Source organism: Amycolatopsis sp. NPDC033938, assembly GCF_055575975.1.
Genome location: NZ_JBVIRO010000006.1, coordinates 1 through 19,450, shown reverse-complemented (window position 1 = coordinate 19,450; position 19,450 = coordinate 1). Strand labels below are relative to the sequence as shown.

General features: G+C 67.8%; 14 protein-coding genes. 10 read left to right on the top strand and 4 right to left on the bottom strand.

From position 1 onward, the window contains the following. Window positions 1-257 precede the first annotated feature (257 nt). On the bottom strand, window positions 258-1,412 hold the full coding sequence (locus ACZ5ZX_RS18015) for an epoxide hydrolase family protein (RefSeq protein ID WP_465503131.1): 1,155 nt from the start codon (window positions 1,410-1,412) through the stop codon (window positions 258-260). A 109-nt stretch (window positions 1,413-1,521) separates the two neighbouring features. Between ACZ5ZX_RS18015 and ACZ5ZX_RS18010 the strand changes: the two genes are divergently transcribed. Continuing rightward, on the top strand, window positions 1,522-2,853 hold the full coding sequence (locus tag ACZ5ZX_RS18010; protein ID WP_465503130.1) for an OFA family MFS transporter: 1,332 nt from the start codon (window positions 1,522-1,524) through the stop codon (window positions 2,851-2,853). Continuing rightward, the gene (gene fdhD, locus ACZ5ZX_RS18005) at window positions 2,853-3,680 is read left to right on the top strand and encodes a formate dehydrogenase accessory sulfurtransferase FdhD (protein ID WP_465503129.1); all 828 of its coding nucleotides are present in this window, start codon (window positions 2,853-2,855) and stop codon (window positions 3,678-3,680) included. The genes ACZ5ZX_RS18010 and fdhD overlap by 1 nt, the downstream gene beginning before the upstream one ends. Here fdhD and sucD read toward each other — a convergent pair. Both sucD and sucC read right to left on the bottom strand, forming a co-directional pair. Then, window positions 3,673-4,557, bottom strand: coding sequence for a succinate--CoA ligase subunit alpha (gene sucD / locus ACZ5ZX_RS18000; RefSeq protein WP_465503128.1), 885 nt, complete (start codon window positions 4,555-4,557; stop codon window positions 3,673-3,675). The genes fdhD and sucD overlap by 8 nt on opposite strands. A gap of 1 nt (window position 4,558) precedes the next feature. Then, window positions 4,559-5,722, bottom strand: coding sequence for an ADP-forming succinate--CoA ligase subunit beta (sucC, locus tag ACZ5ZX_RS17995; RefSeq protein WP_465503127.1), 1,164 nt, complete (start codon window positions 5,720-5,722; stop codon window positions 4,559-4,561). 296 nt (window positions 5,723-6,018) lie between these two features. On the opposite strand from sucC, the gene ACZ5ZX_RS17990 reads away from it, so the two are divergent. From ACZ5ZX_RS17990 to ACZ5ZX_RS17975, 4 genes are all read left to right on the top strand, one after another. Continuing rightward, entirely contained in the window at window positions 6,019-7,758 is a 1,740-nt protein-coding gene (locus ACZ5ZX_RS17990) for a thiamine pyrophosphate-binding protein (RefSeq protein ID WP_465503126.1), read from the top strand. A gap of 16 nt (window positions 7,759-7,774) precedes the next feature. Beyond that, complete coding sequence (frc, locus tag ACZ5ZX_RS17985) at window positions 7,775-9,004, top strand: formyl-CoA transferase (RefSeq protein WP_465503125.1); 1,230 nt, start codon at window positions 7,775-7,777, stop codon at window positions 9,002-9,004. 12 nt (window positions 9,005-9,016) lie between these two features. Beyond that, on the top strand, window positions 9,017-11,146 hold the full coding sequence (locus ACZ5ZX_RS17980; RefSeq protein WP_465503124.1) for an acetate--CoA ligase family protein: 2,130 nt from the start codon (window positions 9,017-9,019) through the stop codon (window positions 11,144-11,146). A 76-nt stretch (window positions 11,147-11,222) separates the two neighbouring features. After that, on the top strand, window positions 11,223-12,608 hold the full coding sequence (locus tag ACZ5ZX_RS17975; RefSeq protein WP_465503123.1) for an OFA family MFS transporter: 1,386 nt from the start codon (window positions 11,223-11,225) through the stop codon (window positions 12,606-12,608). On the opposite strand, the gene ACZ5ZX_RS17970 is transcribed toward ACZ5ZX_RS17975, so the two are convergent. Then, window positions 12,605-13,333: a GntR family transcriptional regulator gene (locus ACZ5ZX_RS17970; RefSeq protein WP_465503122.1), complete on the bottom strand. Its 729-nt coding sequence runs from the start codon at window positions 13,331-13,333 to the stop codon at window positions 12,605-12,607. The two genes, ACZ5ZX_RS17975 and ACZ5ZX_RS17970, sit on opposite strands and share 4 nt — an antisense overlap. Window positions 13,334-13,554: 221 nt before the next feature. Here ACZ5ZX_RS17970 and ACZ5ZX_RS17965 point away from each other — a divergent pair, with 221 nt between their 5' ends. From ACZ5ZX_RS17965 to ACZ5ZX_RS17950, 4 genes are read left to right on the top strand one after another with little or no spacing between them, the layout of a single operon-like run. Next, on the top strand, window positions 13,555-14,547 hold the full coding sequence (locus ACZ5ZX_RS17965; RefSeq protein ID WP_465503121.1) for a 2-dehydropantoate 2-reductase: 993 nt from the start codon (window positions 13,555-13,557) through the stop codon (window positions 14,545-14,547). 14 nt (window positions 14,548-14,561) lie between these two features. Beyond that, window positions 14,562-16,481 carry a molybdopterin oxidoreductase family protein gene (locus ACZ5ZX_RS17960; protein ID WP_465503120.1) on the top strand — a complete coding sequence of 640 codons (1,920 nt, stop codon included), beginning with the start codon at window positions 14,562-14,564 and terminating at the stop codon, window positions 16,479-16,481. Between the two features lie 10 nt (window positions 16,482-16,491). After that, window positions 16,492-18,231: an NAD(P)H-dependent oxidoreductase subunit E gene (locus ACZ5ZX_RS17955; protein WP_465503119.1), complete on the top strand. Its 1,740-nt coding sequence runs from the start codon at window positions 16,492-16,494 to the stop codon at window positions 18,229-18,231. Beyond that, window positions 18,228-19,151: a 2Fe-2S iron-sulfur cluster-binding protein gene (locus tag ACZ5ZX_RS17950; RefSeq protein WP_465503118.1), complete on the top strand. Its 924-nt coding sequence runs from the start codon at window positions 18,228-18,230 to the stop codon at window positions 19,149-19,151. The genes ACZ5ZX_RS17955 and ACZ5ZX_RS17950 overlap by 4 nt, the downstream gene beginning before the upstream one ends. Window positions 19,152-19,450 lie beyond the last annotated feature (299 nt).

Here is a 19,450-nt window from a genome sequence, read left to right as displayed (position 1 = left end):
TTCTCACTTGGGGTGTGTGTTTGGTTTTGTTTGGGCGTTTTGGGGGGGGGGTGGTGAGGTCAATTTGGGTTTAAACCCCTTTTTCCCACACACGACCCCACGCGGAACCGCACATAGCGTCATCAGCCGGACACCCAGTCTCCGAAAGATGTCCCTTGTGGACAGTCGTGCGACGCGCCACCCCTCAGCGGGGAGCTCCTCGCCTGCCATCAGGTAGCGAAGGCCTTCAGGGTAGGTAACGATCACTCGCGAGTCCGTCAGCGCACGAGCCGGAAGAACGACCGCACCTCCTCGGTGAAGACCCCCGGCTGTTCGAAGGCCGCGAAGTGCCCGCCTCGCTTGAGTTCGTTCCAGTACCGGATATCGGTGAACCGGCGCTCGGCCCAGCGGCGGGACGGACGCGGGGTCTCGCGCGGGAAGATCGAACACCCTGTCGGCACCGTGATCGTGTCCACGGTGGAATCGGAGAACCAGCTCGAGACCTCGGCGAAACTCTCCCAGTACAGCCGTGCCGACGAGGCGCCGGTGCCGGTCAGCCAGTAGAGCGTGATGTCGTCGAGCATGGCGTCGCGGCTCAGCGCGTTCTCCGGGTGGCCGTCGCAATCCGTCCACGCCTGGAACTTTTCGAGGATCCACGCGCACAGCGCCACCGGTGAGTCCGTCAGTGCGTAGCCGATCGTCTGCGGCCTGGTCGCCTGCTGGTTCGCGTAACCGGAACCGTCCGCTTTGGCGTCTTCGAGGTCGTCGAGCGAGTTCCGTTCGAACTCGGTCAGGTCGTCGAACGTCGCCGGATCTGGTGCGGCGAGCGGCGGGTTGAGGTGGATCCCGGCGAGGCGCTCGGGAGCCGTCCGTCCCATGAGCGTGGTGATGCTCGTGCCCCAGTCGCCGCCCTGCGCGCCGAAGCGTTCGTAGCCGAGGCCTGTCATGAGGTGGATCCACGCGTCGGCGATGCGCTGGATCGACCAGCCTGTCTTGGCCGGTTTGTCGCTGAAGCCGTAACCGGGCAAGGACGGGACGACGACGTGGAAAGCGTCGGCCGCGTCGCCGCCGTACGCGACCGGATCGGTGAGCGGGCCGAGCACGTCGAGGAATTCGAAGACCGAACCCGGCCAGCCGTGCGTGAGGATCAGCGGCAGCGCGCCGGGATGCGGGGAGCGGGCGTGCAGGTAGTGGATGCCGAGGCCGTCGATCTCGGTCCGGAATTGGGGAATCGCGTTGAGCCGGGACTCCGCGGCACGCCAGTCGTAGGTCTCCGCCCAGTACGCGCAGAGTTCGCGCAGGTAGGCGGCGGGGACCCCTTGCGACCAGTCGTCGACGGTCTCGTCCTCTGGCCAGCGGGTGCGGCGGAGCCGGTCGCGGAGGTCTTCGAGTTCGGCCTCGGGGACCCGGGCTCGGAAGGGCGTCGTGTCCATGGCGGTCGACGGTAACGGCGGGGTCCGACAATTCGTGGACTTCCGGCCGGACGGGTGCTATAACCAGACTACATACTGTATACAATCTGCCGTGAGCGGGGTGGGACCCATGCCCGATCCTCGAATCCTGCGAGACCACTACGGACGCCGGTACCGCGTCGGTGAAAGCGACGTGGACCTGCTCGGCCGCCCCCGATCCTGGATGCTGTGGCTCAGCTGGACCGCGATGTTCGCCGCCGGGATCCAGCAATACGGCTTCGGTGCCGTCGCACCGGTCCTGATGACCACGTACGGCTGGACCTTTCCCGAAGTGGTCGTCTCCTTCGCGCTCTGGACGGTGTGCCAGGCGTGCGTGGTGTACCCGACCGCCCTGCTGCGCGAGCGAGGGATGTTCCCGCCCGCGGTGGCGGTGATCGCCGGTGGGGTGCTGTGTTCCGCCGGGATGTTCACCTTGGGCCACGCGAACAACCTGGTCGCGATGTTCATCGGCTACTCGGTGCTGGGCGGCGTCGGGACCGGTGTCGTCTACGCGACCTGCGTCGGCACGGTGATGAACTGGTTCCCCGATCGTGTTCCGGCGCGGGTGGGCGCCGTCAGTGGCGCTTTCGCCTACGGCAGCGTCCTTTTCGTGCTGATGGCGGGGTTCTGGCTGTCGGAGGGCAACCGCGGGCCGCTGCTGGACGTCGTCGCGGTGGCCGTGCTCATGATGATCGCCGGGACCGCGGTCCTGCTTCGCGACCCGCCGCGCCGCTGGTGGCCGGAACACCCGGACCCGCGGGTATGGGCGGCAGACAAGGTGCGCAACCGGGGGATCGCGATGAATCGGCCCGCCTTGCGGGAGTATCGGCCGGGGGAGGTGCTCCGGTGTCCCACCGCGCTGGCGATGTACGTCGTCGTGGTGCTGGCCGCCGCGGTTCTCCTTTTCGACGTCGCCTATCTCGCGACTTTCGTGGCCGGGCAAGGAGGTGGTCCGGTACTCGGCGCCGTCGCGCTCGCGGTGCTCGCCGGGGTGACCGGCGCCGGTCGAGTCCTGCTCGGCGGTCTCTCGGACCGGCTCGGCCGACGACGCATCCTGCGGCTGGCACTGGCCACGGGCGGGATCGCCCAGTTCGTCCTGCTGTACTCGGGAGAGCACGCGGTGGGACTTCTCGCCGGCGCCGCGCTGGCCGGACTGGGCAACGGAAGTTGCTATTCCCTGCTGGTGTCGCTGGTCCGCGACTACTTCGGCGAGGAGTCCGCGCTGGCGAACTTCGGGGTGCTGTACAGCGCGAAAGCGGTCGGCGCGCTGCTCGGCGTCGGGCTGGCCGCGTTCGTCGTGTCCACGCACGGCTACCTGGGCGCGTTCGCGGTGGCGGGGGCGCTCAGCGTGCTCGGCGCGCTGCTCGGCGGACGGCTTTCCCAGCCGGGACGGCCGAAATCGCTACTGCCCGCGATCCGCTGATGGGCCGCGTGACGAGCAGGCGGCGGGTGGTCCGGGTCGTCGAAGGCGTATCCGCAGCTCGCCCGGACACCCTGACCGTCGAAGAACCGCTGGAGATCCGCGTCGGCGGTAGACCACTGACCATCACCATGCGCACGCCAGGGCACGATTTCGACCTCGCCGCCGGATTCCTCGTCGGCGAAGGCGTTTCGCGGTCCAGCAAGGACATCCATTCGATCCGGTACTGCGCGGGTGCCACGGAAGACGGGACGAACACCTACAACGTGCTGGACGTCGTCCTCGCCGACGGCGTCGCCCCGCCCGACGCGTCGCTGGAGCGGAACTTCTACACGACCTCGTCATGCGGTCTGTGCGGGAAGGCGAGCCTCGACGCCGTGCGGACCACCGCCACCTGGCCGGTGGACGGTGACGACCTGGAGATCACACCGTCCACAGTGGCCGAACTCCCGGATCGGCTCCGTACGGCGCAACTGGTGTTCGACCGCACGGGCGGGCTGCACGCCGCCGGGTTGTTCACCGCCGACGGGGAGCTGCTGTGCCTGCGGGAGGACGTCGGCAGGCACAACGCCGTCGACAAGGTGGTCGGCTGGGCGGCCCGCGACGGGCGGCTGCCGCTGTCCGGGACGGTGCTGATGGTCAGCGGACGGGCGTCGTTCGAACTCGTCCAGAAGGCCGTCATGGCCGGGATTCCGCTGCTGGCGGCGGTTTCCGCGCCGTCGTCGCTGGCGGTGGACCTCGCGGCGGAGATGGGGCTGACCCTGGTGGGGTTCCTGCGGGGTGCGTCGATGAACGTCTACAGCCGTCCGGACCGCCTCGGCCTCACCTGAGGCCCGCGAGGGTTTCCCGGACGAGCGACGCGGTCTCGCCGGGGGTGCGGCCGACCTGGATCCCCGCGGCTTCGAGTGCCTTCTTCTTCGCCTCGGCGGTCCCGCTCGATCCGGAGACGATCGCGCCCGCGTGGCCCATCGTCTTGCCCTCCGGCGCGGTGAACCCGGCGATGTACCCGATCACGGGTTTGCTGACGCTCGCGCGGATGTACTCGGCCGCGCGTTCCTCCGCGTCGCCACCGATCTCGCCGATGAGCACGATGACGTCCGTCTCGGGGTCGTCCTCGAACTCCTCGACGGCGTCGATGTGCGTGGTGCCGATGATCGGGTCGCCGCCGATGCCGACGCACGTGGAGAAGCCGTGTTCGCGCAGCTCGTGCATCAGCTGATACGTCAGGGTGCCGGATTTCGAGACCAGCCCGATCCGGCCCGGTTTCGTGATCCCGTCCGGGATGATGCCCGCGTTGGACCGGCCGGGGCTGACCACCCCCGGGCAGTTCGGCCCGATGACGCGGGTCGGGCTTTCCTTGGCGTGGGCCCAGAAAGCCGCCGCGTCGTGCACGGGGACGCCTTCGGTGATGACGACCGCCAGTCCGATTCCGGCGTCGACCGCGTCGATGACGGCGTCCTTGACCGCGGGCGGGGGTACGAACAGGACCGAGACGTCCGCGCCGGTCGCGGCGACGGCCGTCGTGGTGTCGCCGAACACCGGCAGCTCGCGTCCACCGAGCGACACCTCCTGCCCGGCCTTGCGCGGGTTGATCCCGCCGACGACGTTCGTGCCCGCGGCCAGCATGCGCGCGGTGTGCTTGCGGCCCTCGGCGCCGGTCATCCCGGCGACGACGATCCTGCTGTGTTCGTCGAGGAAGATCGCCATCTCACGCCTCCGGTTCCGCGGCCGCCAGTTTCGCCGCCGCACCCGCGGCGTCGTCCATCGTGTCCACCAGGGTCACCAAGGGATGCGCCGCCTCGGTGAGGATCCGCCTTCCCTCGGCGACGTTGTTGCCGTCGAGCCGGACCACGAGCGGTTTGGCGGCGCGGTCGCCGAGCAGGGCGAGCGCGCGCACGATCCCGTCCGCGACGGCATCACAGGCGGTGATCCCGCCGAAGACGTTGACGAACACACTGCGCACCTGGTCGTCGCCGAGGATGACGCCGAGCCCGGCCGCCATGATCTCCGCCGACGCGCCGCCGCCGATGTCGAGGAAGTCGGCGGGACCACGCGCACCCGCCTCTTCGGCCGCCGCAGCCACGACGTCCAAAGTGGACATCACCAGTCCGGCGCCGTTGCCGATCACCCCGATGTCGCCGTCGAGTTTGACGTAGTTGAGCCCGGCCTCTCGGGCGCGCCGTTCGAGTGGATCCTCGTCCGGCGAGTCGATGAAGCCGGCATGCGATGGCTGCCGGAACGCGGCGTTGGCGTCGAGCGTGACCTTCCCGTCGACCGCGGTGACCGTTCCGTCCGTGGTCAGTACCAGCGGGTTGACCTCCACCAGCGTGGCGTCCTCCGCGACGAAGACGTTCCACAGCGAGGCAACGGTGTCGATCGCGGCCTCGGGTAAGCCGGCGGCTTCGACGATCCGTCCTGCCAGGGCGATGTCCACACCGGTCAGCGGATCGACCGGGATCCGGGCCAGCGCCTCGGGTTTCGTGGCCGCGACCGTCTCGATGTCCATCCCGCCCTCGGCCGAGGCCATCGCGAGAAAAGTCCGGTCGGCGCGGTCGAGCAGGAACGAGAGGTAGTACTCCTCGGCGATCGTGCTGGCTTCGGTGACGAGGACCTTGTGTACCCGATGTCCCTTGATGTCCATGCCGAGGATGTCCTCGGCCGCCTGCTCGGCGTCGTCGGGGGAGCGGACCACCTTCACCCCACCGGCTTTACCGCGTCCGCCGGTCTTCACCTGTGCCTTGACCACGACGGATCCGCCGAGTTCGACGGCGATCGCCCTCGCCGTTTCCGGGGTGGTGGCCACCTTTCCGCGGGGGACCGGGACGCCGTGCCGCTCGAAGAGATCTCGTGCCTCGTGCTCGAAAAGGTCCACGCGAAGTCCTTTCTCTGTGTCTGTTGGTGAACCCGCGCCCGCGATCGACGTCGGCAGGACGCTGCCTGGTCTTCCACCTCTCGATGGCCGATCGAGCCCCGGCGGGCGGCGGAGAAACCTGCCGACGGCCCTGGACACCGGAGCGCTCGAAGAGTAACTATATGACTACCTCATACGGTATGCAATCTACAGTCTGCCGCGACCAGGGGCTTCGCGCAGGGGCCGGGCGGGCTGAGCAGATCCGGAACGAGCGCACGGATCAGAGAGGTCCGGCGTGCGAGAAAGAGGAGTGAACGATGGCGCCAAAGACCGGCACCGCCGCGGGGGAGACCACGGCGAAGGCCACCACCAACGGTTCCGAGCCCGTTCCGGACCTGATCTCCGGCGGCCACCTGGTGGCCAAGGCGCTCAAGGCGGAGGGCGTCGACACGATCTTCACCCTGTGCGGCGGGCACATCATCGACATCTACGACGGCTGCGTCGACGAGGGCATCGAGGTCATCGACGTCCGGCACGAACAGGTCGCGGCGCACGCGGCCGACGGCTACGCGCGGATCACCGGGCGTCCCGGCTGCGCGGTCGTCACCGCGGGCCCGGGGACGACCGACGCCGTGACCGGGGTCGCGAACGCCCTGCGCGCGGAGAGCCCGATGCTGCTCATCGGCGGTCAGGGCGCCTTGACCCAGCACAAGATGGGGTCGTTGCAGGATCTCCCGCACGTCGACATGATGGCGCCGATCACCAAGTTCTCCGCGACCGTCCCGGATACCGCGCGCGTGGCGGACCTGGTCTCGATGGCCTTCCGCGAGTGTTACCACGGCGCACCCGGACCGTCCTTTTTGGAGATTCCCAGGGACGTGCTCGACGCGAAGGTCCCGGTGGACAAGGCGCGGGTCCCCTCGGCGGGCCGGTACCGGGCGTCCACCCGCAACGCCGGTGACCCCGCCGACATCGAGAAGCTCGCGGATCTCCTCGTCCACGCGAAGAAACCGGCGATCCTGCTGGGCAGCCAGGTGTGGACCACGCGCGCCTCGGAACCGGCCGCCGAACTCGTGCGCAGGCTGAACATCCCGGCCTACATGAACGGCGCCGGCCGCGGCACGCTGCCGCCCGGCGATCCGCATCACTTCCAGCTGTCCCGCCGGTACGCCTTCGACAACGCCGACGTGATCGTCATCGTCGGTACGCCGTTCGACTTCCGGATGGGCTACGGCAAACGGCTGTCCCCGGCCGCGACGGTGGTGCAGATCGACCTCGACTACCGCACCGTCGGGAAGAACCGCGACATCGACCTCGGCATCGTCGGCGACGCGGGCCAGATCCTCACCGCGGTCGCGGAGGCGGCGACCGGCCGGGTCGACAACGGCGCCGTCGCCCGCAAGGTCTGGCTGGAAGAACTACAGGGTGTCGAGGAGAAGGCGAAGCAGAAGCGGTTGCCGCTGCAGCATTCCGACGCCAGCCCGATCCACCCGTACCGGCTGGTGCACGAGATCAACGAATTCCTCACCGAGGACTCGCTCTACATCGGCGACGGCGGCGACATCGTGACGTTCTCCGGGCAGGTCGTCCAGCCGAAGGCGCCAGGGCACTGGATGGACCCGGGCCCGCTCGGGACGCTCGGCGTCGGGATCCCGTTCGTCCTCGCGGCGAAGCACGCGCGGCCGGACAAAGAGGTCGTCGCGTTGTTCGGCGACGGCGCGTTCAGCCTGACCGGCTGGGACTTCGAAACCCTGGTGCGGTTCAACCTGCCGTTCGTCGGCATCGTCGGCAACAACTCGTCGATGAACCAGATCCGTTACGGGCAGGCCGCGAAGTACGGCCTCGGCCGGGAACGGGTCGGAAACACCCTCGGCGACGTCCCGTACGAGGAATTCGCCCGGATGCTCGGCGGGCACGGCGAGGCGGTCCGCGACCCCGCGGACATCGGTCCCGCGCTGCGGCGCGCCCGGGAGTCCGGAAAGCCTTCGCTGGTCAACGTTTGGATCGACCCGGACGTCTACGCGCCCGGAACCATGAACCAGACCATGTACAAGTAGCCGGGAGGGAACACCGATGGGAAAGGCACTCGAAGGCGTTCGTGTCCTCGACATGACCCATGTCCAATCAGGACCTTCGTCCACGCAGATCCTGGCCTGGCTCGGCGCGGACGTGATCAAGCTGGAGACACCCGGCCGCGGTGACATCACCCGCGGCCAGCTCCGGGACCTGCCGGGGGTGGACAGCCTCTATTTCACCATGCTCAACGCCAACAAGCGCAGCATCACGCTGAACATGAAGAGCGAACAGGGAAAGAAGGTCTTCGAGCAGCTCGCGTCCACTGTGGACGTCCTGGTGGAGAACTTCGGGCCCGGCGTCGTCGACCGGTTCGGCTACCCGTGGGAACGGCTCGCGGAACTGAACCCCCGATTGATCTACGCCTCCATCAAGGGGTTCGGCCCCGGACGGTACGCGGACTTCAAGGCCTATGAGGTCATCGCGCAGGCGATGGGCGGCGCCATGAGCACCACCGGTTTCGAGGACGGGCCGCCGACCGCGACCGGCGCCCAGATCGGCGACTCGGGGACCGGGATCCACCTGGTCGCCGCGATCCTCGCCGCGTTGTACCAGCGGACGAACACCGGCCGCGGGCAGCGGGTCCAGGTCGCGATGCAGGACGCGGTGCTGAATCTGTGCCGCGTCAAGCTCCGCGACCAGCAGCGGCTGGCGCACGGTCCGCTCAACGAGTACCCCAACGACGTCTTCGGCGACGAGGTCCCGCGTTCGGGCAACGCGTCCGGCGGCGGGCAGCCGGGCTGGGCGGTGAAATGCGCGCCGGGCGGGCCGAACGACTACATCTACGTGATCATCCAGCCGGTCGGCTGGCAGCCGATCACCGAGCTGATCGGGAAACCGGAACTGGCCGAAGACCCGGATTGGGCGACGCCGGAAGCGCGACTGTCCAAACTGGACAAGGCGTTCAAGATGATCGAGGAATGGACCGAGAAGCACACTAAATGGGAGGTGATGGAGGCGCTGAACGCCCACAACATCCCCTGCGGGCCGATCCTGTCCACCAAGGAACTCGCCGAGGACACCACGCTGGCCGAGCTGGGCACGGTCGTCGAGGTCGAGCACCCCGAGCGTGGTGCCTTCAAAACCGTCGGCTGTCCGCTGAAGCTGTCGGATTCGCCGGTCGAGGTCGAGCGTTCGCCGCTGCTCGGGGAACACAACGCCGAGGTGCTCGGAGAACTCGGCTACGGCGCGGACGACCTGGACCGGCTGCGCGCGGCCGGCGTGATCTGAGGGAGAGACCGGATGCCTGACAAAGAGATCGTCGAGAAGATCCTCGAGAAGGTCGCCGCCGAAGGCCGGTCCTCGCTGACCGCGCCGGAAGGCCGCCAGGTGTGCGAGGCCTACGGGATCCCCACCCCGGCGGAACGGCTGGCCGCCACCGCGGAGGAGGCCGTCGCGCAGGCGGAGGAGATCGGCCTCCCGGTGGTACTGAAGATCGTCTCCCCGGACATCCTCCACAAGACCGAGGCGGGCGGGGTGCTGGTCGGCCTCGCGACCGCGGACGCGGTGGCTGACGGTTTCCGGACCATCGTGGCCAACGCCAAGGCCTACGACGCGGGAGCCGACATCGCCGGTGTCCAGGTACAGCAGATGCTGACCACCGGGCAGGAGGTGATCGTCGGCGCCACCACCGACGCCACGTTCGGCAAGATCGTCGCCTTCGGCCTCGGCGGGGTACTGGTCGAGGTGCTCAAAGACGTCACGTTCCGGTTGGCCCCGCTCGGTCGCGACGAGGCGTTCTCGATGATCGACGGCATCGCGGCCGCGGAGATCCTGCGCGGGGTCAGGGGAGCGGAGGCGGTGAGCAGGGACGCGCTGGCGGACGTGCTCACCCGCGTCGGCGCACTGGTCACCGATTTCCCGCAGCTGGCCGAGGTGGACCTCAACCCGGTGCTGGCGACACCCGAGGGCGCCACCGCCGTCGACGTCCGGATCCTGGTCGACCCGGAAGCCGCCCACGAGCCGGTGCGGTTCAGCCAGGAGGAGATCCTGGCGTCGATGACCCGGATCATGAAACCGGCGTCGATCGCCGTCATCGGCGCGTCCGCCGAGGCGGGCAAGATCGGCAACTCGGTGATGAAGAACCTCGTCGACGGCGGGTACGCGGGCGAGATCCATCCGATCAACCCCAAAGCGGCCGAAATCCTCGACCGCAAGGCCTATCCGAGCATCTCCGACGTCCCGGGCGACGTCGATGTCGCGGTGTTCGCCATTCCGGCCAAGTTCGTCCCCGCCGCGCTGGAAGAGGCGGGCCGTAAAGGGGTGGCCGGGGCCATCCTGATCCCGTCGGGTTTCGGCGAGACGGGGAACATCGAGCTGCAGGATCAGGTCGTCGCGATCGCCAGGGCGCACGGCGTCCGGATCCTCGGGCCGAACATCTACGGTTACTACTACACGCACGAGAATCTTTCGGCGACGTTCTGCACGCCGTACAACGTCAAGGGCGGTGTCGCGCTTTCCTCGCAGAGCGGCGGCATCGGGATGGCGATCCTCGGGTTCAGCCGGTCGGCGAAAATGGGTGTCTCCGCGATCGTCGGTGTCGGCAACAAGGCCGATATCGACGAGGACGACCTGCTCACCTTCTTCGAACAGGACGAAAACACCGACCTCATCGCCATGCATCTGGAAGACCTGAAAGACGGCCGGTCGTTCGCGGAAACGGCGAAACGGGTTTCGGTGCGGAAACCGGTCGTCGTGCTCAAAGCGGGGCGGACCTCCCAGGGTGCGAAAGCGGCGAGTTCCCACACCGGCGCGCTGGCGGGCGATGACAAGGTCTACGACGACATCCTGCGCCAGAGTGGCGTCATCCGGGCGCCAGGGCTGAACGACATGCTCGAATACGCCCGCGGTATCCCGCTGCTGCCGACGCCGAAAGGCGAGAACGTCGTGATCATCACCGGCGCCGGCGGCTCCGGCGTACTGCTTTCCGACGCCTGTGTGGACAACGGGCTGAACCTCATGGAGATACCGCCCGATCTCGACGTCTCCTTCCGGAAATTCATCCCGCCGTTCGGCGCGGCGGGCAACCCGGTGGACATCACCGGCGGGGAACCACCCGCCACCTACCGGAACACGATCGCGCTCGGGCTCGAGGACGACCGGATCCATTCCCTGATCCTCGGTTACTGGCATACCATCGTCACCCCGCCGATGGTTTTCGCGGAACTGGTTTCCGATGTCATAGCCGAATATCGCGCAAAGGGGATTCACAAACCCGTCGTCGCCTCGCTGGCAGGCGACGTCGAGGTCGAACAGGCCAGCGACTTTCTGTACGAGCACGGTGTCGTGGCTTATCCGTACACGACGGAGAAACCGGTGGCCGTGCTCGGTGCGAAGTACCGCTGGGCCCGCTCAGCGGGACTGCTCGGTTGATTTCAGCCGCCGCGGGAAGGGTCGTCCGGGCCCTTCCCGCGGCATTCCAGCAGCAACCGACCCAAGGAGAATGACAATGACGTCATCGACCGCGGCTCAACCACCCGGAACGTACAAAGAAGTCACCGACGCGAACGGCCGGATATATCGGATCGGCGAGACCGATCGCGACATCATGGGCCGTCCACGATGGACCATGGTGCTCCTGCCCTGGGTCGCCATGATGGCCATCAGTTCCTCTGAATACGCGTTCACGTCGGCGGAGGAGACGCTGGCAGGCGCACACGGCTGGCACGGGTCGACCATCTTCTGGCTGCTCGGGGTCTGGGTGTTCTTCCAGGCGATCGTGGCCTTCCCGGCGGGGAAGATGCGGGAGAACGGCAAACTGCCCGCCAAAGCGGCGATGTTGCTCGGTGCGGCGGGCACCCTGCTCGCCTATCTGTCCCTCGCCTACGCGCCCAGCGAGATCTGGGCTTATCTCGGGTTCGGCTTCTTCGGCGGTGGCGGGGCGGGCCTGGTCTACGCGACCTGCGTCAACATGGTGGGGAAGTGGTATCCGGAACGGCGGGGCGGGAAGACGGGATTCGTGAACGGCGGCTTCGCCTACGGTTCGGTGCCGTTCATCTTCCTCTTCACCTCCTATATGGAGCTTTCCAACTACTCGGGCGTCCTGCTCGTGGTCGGCATCTTCCTGGCGGCCGTGCTCGCGGTGAGTGGGTTCTACTTCCAGGACCCGCCGAAGAACTGGTGGCCGTCACACGTCGACCCGCTGAAGGTTTCCGACGACCCCAGGATCCGCCGGTCACTGCAGAAGAACCCTCCGGCGGTGAAGCAGTACACGCCAAGGGAAGCGCTCAGGACCGGGATGCTGCCGCTGATGTGGTTCTGCCTGCTGTGCACCGCCGGCGTGAACATCTTCGGCATCGCGATGCAGGTCCCGTTCGGCAACGAGATGGGGTTCGCCGGCGGGATCGTCGCGCTGGCGATGAGCCTGAAGGCGATCATCAACGGCACCGGCCGCGGCGTGATCGGCTGGATCTCCGACCGCTACGGGCGGCGGCAGACGCTCTTCATGGTCTGTGTGGTGCTCGGCCTCGCGCAGTTCGCGGTCTATCTGTCCGGTTCGATCGGCAGCATGCCGCTGTTCCTGCTCGCCTCGATGATCTCCGGCTTCGGCGGTGGCGCGATCTTCCCCCTGTTCGCGGCGATGACGGCGGACTTCTACGGCGAGAACAACAACGCCAGCAACTACGGCCTGGTCTACAGCTCGAAGCTGATCTCGGGCCTGGTCGGCTCCGGTGTCGGCGCGATGGTCGTGGTGGCGTGGGGGTACGGCGGCGCGTTCTTCCTCGCGGGCGGGACGAGTCTGTTCGCGGCCGCGCTCAGCCTGCTCCTGCGTCAGCCGGGGCGTTCGCGTACCCGGGCTCCGAAACCCGAGCCTGAATTGAACCCCGCGGCTTAGGCCTCCTTCGGGCGTTCGTGGAAGGCCTGCCGGGTGCGCTCGGTGTGCTGGTTCATGATCCGCTCGGCGGTGGCGGCATCCCCGTCGGCGATGGCCTTGATCAGTTCCTCGTGTTCGTGCCAGGAGTCGTGGCTGCGAGGACGGGCGATCGGCGTGTAGTACCAGCGGACCCGGCGATCGACCATGCCGATCATCTCGGCGAGGACGGTGTTCCCGGACAGCTCCGTGATGAACTTGTGGAGCGCGGCGTTGGCCGCGACGAGACCTTCGGTGTCGTCGGCGGCCAACGCCTCCAACCCGGCCTTCTGCAGTTTCCACAGCTGTTCGACGTCGTCGGCGCCTGCCTTGCCGGCGGCGAGCCGGGCGGAGTGGGCCTCCAGGACGGTGCGCACACTGAGCAGCTGATCGGCTTCTTCGTCGGTGGGCATGTGCACGAACGCGCCCTGTGCGGGGCGGAGGTCGACCCAGCCTTCGCTCTGCAGGCGTTGCAGGGCTTCGCGAACCGGCTGCCTGCTGACGCCGAGGTACTCGGCGAGGTCTGCCTCGACCAGGTGCTGGCCGGGTTCGAGGGTCCGGTTGATGATCAGCTCGGCGAGCGCGTCGTAGACGACCTGACGCAACGGCGCCGGCCGCTCGACGCGTTTGGCGGTGGCCGAGCTGAGCGCGCCCTTGGTCCGGCGGCCGGTGGGGCCGCGCTCGGGCAGCGGGGAAGCGGGTTGGCTCAACAGGACCTCCGAGGTGACTGACTCGGTCCAGGATACAGGTTTTGGTATGCAAAATCCCGACAATCTCCACTCGATCTCGCATTTCGTCCTCTCGATGCGGTCGTGCGTACCGCGAACTACCGCGTTCAGGGGACGAAATGCCTGGAATCAGGGACTTGGCGTGGAGACTGGCGACAGGATACTGTATGCAATCTAGTCTTCGGCTGAGCGGGAGGCACGTCATGAAGGTCGCTGTTCTGGGAGCGGGGGCGATCGGCGCGTACGTCGGGGCCGCGTTGCACCGAGGCGGGGCGGAGGTCCACCTGATCGCGAGGCGGGCGCACGGAGACGCGATGCGCGCGCACGGCGTGCGGGTACTCAGCCCGCGCGGGAACTTCACCGCCAGGCCTCAGGTCACCGACGACCCGGCGCGAGTCGGACCCGTCGACTTCGTCTTCCTCGGCCTGAAGGCGAACGCGTACGCCTCCTGTGGTCCGCTCATCGCGCCGTTGCTGGGCAAGGACACCGCGATCGTGGCGGCGCAGAACGGGATCCCGTGGTGGTACTTCCACGGCCTCACCGGCCATCCGCTCGAAGACCGTCGCATCGAGACGGTCGACCCCGGCGGCGCGGTCAGCGACGTCCTCGAACTCAGGCGCGCGATCGGTTGCGTCGTCTACTGCTCGACCGTGATCGAGGAACCTGGCGTCATCCGCCACCTCGAAGGCACGCGCTTCGCTTTGGGAGAGCCGAAAGGTGGTGTCACCGCCCGGTGCGCGGCGCTCGCCGACGCGATGATCGCGGGCGGGCTGAAGGCACCGGTCGAACTCGACCTGCGCGACGAGATCTGGGTCAAACTCATGGGCAACGTCGCCTTCAACCCGCTCAGCGCGCTGACCAGGGCGACCATGGCCCAGATATGCGAACACGCGGACACCCGCGCGCTCGTGGCCACGATGATGACCGAAACCCTCGCGATCGCCCGCGCCGCCGGCAGTGATCCCGAGGTGTCGGTCGAGAAACGCATCGACGGGGCCTGGCGCGTCGGCCACCACAAGACGTCGATGCTGCAGGACCTCGAAGCGGGCAAGCCGCTGGAGATCGACGCGATCATCGGCGCCGTCGTCGAACTCTCGGAACTGACCGGCGTCCCCGCCCCCGCGCTGCGGCACGTGCACGCGGCGATCGGCTTGCTCGACCAGACCGCGAACGCCGTTCCCGTCGGAGCGCACTGAATCGGAGGAGCCCGATGAAGCGCAAGAACACCGAGCCGTACATCCGGCTCACGCGGCCGCTTGTCCGCGACGCGGGCGTACTGCGCCCGGCGACCTGGGAGGAGGCGCTGGACCGCGCCGCCGCCGGGTTCCGGCGCACGCTCGACACCAAGGGGCCCGAGGCCTTCGGCATGTTCTCCTGTGCCAGAGCGACCAACGAGATGAACTACGTCGCGCAGAAGTTCACCCGCGCGGTGATCGGCACCAACAACGTCGATTCGTGCAACCGCACCTGTCACGCGCCGAGTGTCGCCGGGCTGGCGCGGGTGTTCGACAGCGGCGGCGGAACGTCGTCGTACCAGGAGATCGAGGACGCCGACGTCATCGTCGTCTGGGGCGGCAACCCGCGTGAGGCCCATCCGATCTTCTTCCAGCACGTGCTCAAGGCGGTACACCGCGGCGCGAAGCTGTTCGTCATCGACCCGCGCCGGACGAGCACCGCGAGCTGGGCACACCGGCAACTCCAGCTGCACGTCGGCACCGACATCCCGCTGGCACACGCGATCGCCCGCGAGATCATCCACTCCGGACTCGCCAACACCGCCTTCATCGAACGCGCCACCGAGGGTTTCGCCGAATTCGCGGCGTCGGTCGAACCATGGACTCTCGACGTCGCCGAAGAAACCACCGGTGTCCCGGCCGAGCTGATCAAGGAGCTCGCGCACACCTACGCCAGGGCCGATCGCGGCCAGCTTTCGTGGACACTCGGCATCACCGAGCACCACAACGGCACGGACAACGTGCTGTCACTGATCAACCTCGCGCTGCTGGCCGGGCACGTCGGCCGGTACGGTGCCGGGCTCAACCCGCTGCGCGGGCAGAACAACGTCCAGGGCGGCGGGGACATGGGCGCCATCCCGGACCGGCTCCCCGGGTTCCAGAACATTCTCGACGCGGACGTCCGGGCGAAGTTCGACGGGGCCTGGGGTTCGCACATCCCGCCGCACAAGGGGTTGAACCTCACGCAGATGCTCGACGCGATGGAGCGCGGGGAGCTGACCTGCGTCTACATCATCGGGGAGAACCCGGTGCAGTCCGAGGCGGACTGCGAGCATACGATCAAACGCCTGTCCAATGTGGACCATCTGGTGGTGCAGGACATCTTCCTCACCAAGACCGCGCAACTGGCCGACGTCGTGCTGCCTGCGTCGGCGGCCTGGTGCGAATCCGACGGCACCTTCACCAACAGCGAGCGCCGGGTCCAGCGGGTCCGCAAGGCACTCGAACCGCCGGAAGGCGCGCGCGACGACATCCAGCTGTTGTGCGAACTCGCCAGGAGGCTCGGGCACGACTGGAATTACCAAGGCGGAGAGGACGTCTGGAACGAACTTCGGTCGCTGTCGCCGATGCACGCCGGGATGAGCTATGCCCGGCTGGAGGAACTCGGCGGCATCCAGTGGCCTTGCTACCACGAGGACAAGCTCGAACCGACGTTCCTGCACGGCCGCCTCTGGGAAGAGGATCCGGCGAAACGAGGCCGTCCCGCCCCGTTCACCTTGCTCGAGCACAGCCCGCCGGTGGACCTGCTGACCGAGGACTTCCCGATCCGGCTGACCACCGGACGGCGGTTGGACTCCTACAACACCGGCGTCCAATCGGGCGGATTCCCCTCGCCACTGCGGCGCGGCGAAACCCTCGACCTCTGCCCGAGCGACGCCGCCGAACTCGGCGTCACCGAAGACGAGGTCGTGCGGATCTCGTCGCGGCGAGGCGAGATCGAGGCGCCGGTCCGGATCGACGACGGGCTGCGTCCGGGGCTGGCGTTCATGACCTTCCACTTCCCGGACGAGATCGACGTCAACGTGATCACCATCGAGGCGACCTGCCCGATCGCGGGGACGGCCGAGTACAAGGCCGCCGCGATCCGGGTCGAGAAACTGCCAGCCACCGTATGAGGAGCCCGGAATGGACCTGCGCTTCCTGAACGCCGAGCCGACGGACGCCGAACGGGAAGCGGTCGACGCGCTCGGCGGCGAAACCGGCCGTGATCGGCTGCTACCCGCCCTGCACGCGGTGAACGACCGGGTCGGCTGGATCAGCCAGGGAGCGCTGAACCATATCTGCCGCCATCTGACGATCCCGCCGGCGGAGGCCTACGGCGTGGCCAGCTTCTACGCGCTGTTCTCGCTCACCGAACGGCCACCCCGGGTCGTTCATGTCTGCACCGACCTGGCCTGCCAGGTGAACGGCGCGGAGGCACTGACCGAGACCTTCGACGCCGCGGGAATCGCCTGGCATCGCAGCCCGTGCCTGGGTGCTTGCGAACGCGCTCCGGCTGCGCTGGTCTTCGAGGCGGGCGATCCAGCCGAGTTGAGGCTGCTCGCTCCAGCCACCCCGGAGAAAGTCACCCGAGGAACGTCCGAAGGGGAGGAAGGCCCGGTCTCTGTTCCTCAGCAAGGAGATCCGGAGCTTCGGCTGTTGCGGCGTGTCGGGGTCGTCGACCCGGAAAGCCTGGACGCTTATCGCGCCGCCGGTGGTTACGCGGCCTTGCGGAACGCCTTGCTGCTCGGCCCGGCAGGGGTGATCCGTGAGGTGACCGACGCGGGACTGATGGGTCGCGGCGGCGCGGCGTTCCCGACCGGCCGGAAATGGGACGCCACCGCCCGGCAGGCGGAGCGGACCCGGTACCTGGTGTGCAACGCCGACGAGAGCGAACCGGGCACGTTCAAGGATCGCGTGCTGATCGAAGGTGACCCGTTCGCACTCGTCGAGGCGATGACCATCGCCGCTTTCGCGATCGGATCGGCGAAGGGATACGTGTACCTGCGCGGCGAGTACCCACGGGCGCTGCGGTTGCTCGGCAACGCCATCGACGTCGCCCGCGAACGCGGCTTCCTTGGCGAGAACATCATGGGACGGCAAGGGTTCTCGTTCGACATCGAGATCAGGAGGGGAGCGGGCGCCTACATCTGCGGCGAGGAAACGGCGATCTTCAACTCCATCGAAGGCTTCCGCGGCGAGCCGAGGACCAAACCGCCGTTCCCGGTCGAGAAAGGGTTGTTCGGCAAGCCGACGGTGGTGAACAACGTCGAGACCCTGGTCAACGTGCCGTTGATCCTCACCGAGGGCTGCGAGGCCTATCGCCGGATCGGGACCGAGCGCTCGTCCGGGCCGAAGCTGTTCTGCCTGTCCGGCAATGTCCGGCGTCCTGGCGTGTACGAGGTGCCGTTCGGGACGACGCTGGCCGAACTGCTCGAACTCGCCGGAGGCGTACCGGAAGGCCGTGAGCTCCGGGCGATCCTGCTCGGCGGTGCGGCGGGTGGTTTCGTCCGGCCGGACGAGATCACCCTGCCGCTGACCATGGAGGACACCCGCGCGGCGGGCACCACGCTCGGTTCGGGGGTCGTGCTGGCGCTGGACGACCAGGCCGATCTCGGCGGCTTCCTGTTGCGGATCGCCGCGTTCTTCCGTGACGAGTCGTGCGGGCAATGCGTGCCCTGCCGGATCGGCACCGTCCGGCAGGAGGAGGCACTGCACCGGATCGTCGGCCGCCGGAAGATCGGCACCGGCGGCGACGATCTGGCGCTGCTGCGCGAAGTCGGCCAGGTGATGCGGGATTCGTCCATCTGCGGTCTCGGACAGACCGCCTGGAACGCCATCGAATCGGCGATCGACCGGCTCGGCGTACTGGAGGAGCGGCCATGAGCATCGTCGAAATAGGACTTCCGCGTCGGCTCGTCGAGTTCACTGTGGACGGTGAGCCCGTCCGGGTGCCCGAAGGCTCCACCATCCTCGACGCCTGTACCGCGGCGGGTAAGAGCATTCCGACGCTCTGTTACGGCGACACCCTAGAACCCGCGAACGCCTGCCGCGTCTGCATGGTGGAGGTCGAAGGCGCACGCACGCTCGTGCCGTCGTGTTCCCGCAAGGCGGAGCCGGGAATGGTGGTGCGGACCGAAACCGACCGGACACGGCTCAGCCGCAAGGTCGTCCTCGAACTCCTGGGTTCGGCGACGGACCTGTCGACGACACCCGACGTCGCGGACTGGATGGCCGAGTGCGGAGCCGAGCCCGAACGCTTCGGCCCTCCGGCGCCGCCGTCGGACGACAGGGACGAACGGCGGCCGGGGGAACACGAGATCCCGGACGGGATGACGGCGGCGACCGTGCGCCAGCCGGTCAAGGTGGACAACGAACTCTACGTCCGCGACTACGGGAAATGCATCCAGTGCTACAAATGCGTCGATGCCTGCGGTGAGCAGTGGCAGAACACCTTCGCCATCACCATGGCCGGGCGGGGCTTCGACGCGCGGATCTCGACGGAGTTCGCGAACCCGCTCCCGGACAGCGCTTGTGTCTACTGTGGAAACTGCATCGAGGTCTGCCCGACCGGGGCGCTGAGTTTCAAGCGTGAGCACGACAAACGCGAAGACGGCACCTGGGACGAGTCACGGCAGGCCGCGACGACGACGGTCTGCACCTTCTGCGGGGTCGGCTGCAACCTGACCCTGCACGTCCAGGACAACGAGATCGTCAAGGTCACCTCGCCGCACGAGAGTTCGGTGACCCACGGAAACCTCTGTATCAAGGGCCGCTTCGGCTGGCAGCACGTCCAGAACCGCTGACGTCGAGTGGGTCGCTAGTGGCGATCCGGGTTATTGAGAGGCAGGGCAAACGCGTCGTGTCTCGGGCGAGGCGGTGGGCTGGGTGACGCGGCACCGCACTGGCGTACTCAGACCCGAATCTCGCGTGTTCAGGCTTGCGGCATCGAGGCACGCAAGTCACGCCTTAATGAAGTACATGAAGGCCTCCTTCTTTGCGCTAGGCGTCAGGGTCCCGGCAAAGTCGAGGTAGAGCTTGATCAACGGAAGATCAGGGACACTCAACGTCCCTGATCTTCCGTTGATCAAGGGCGAGCCGAGGT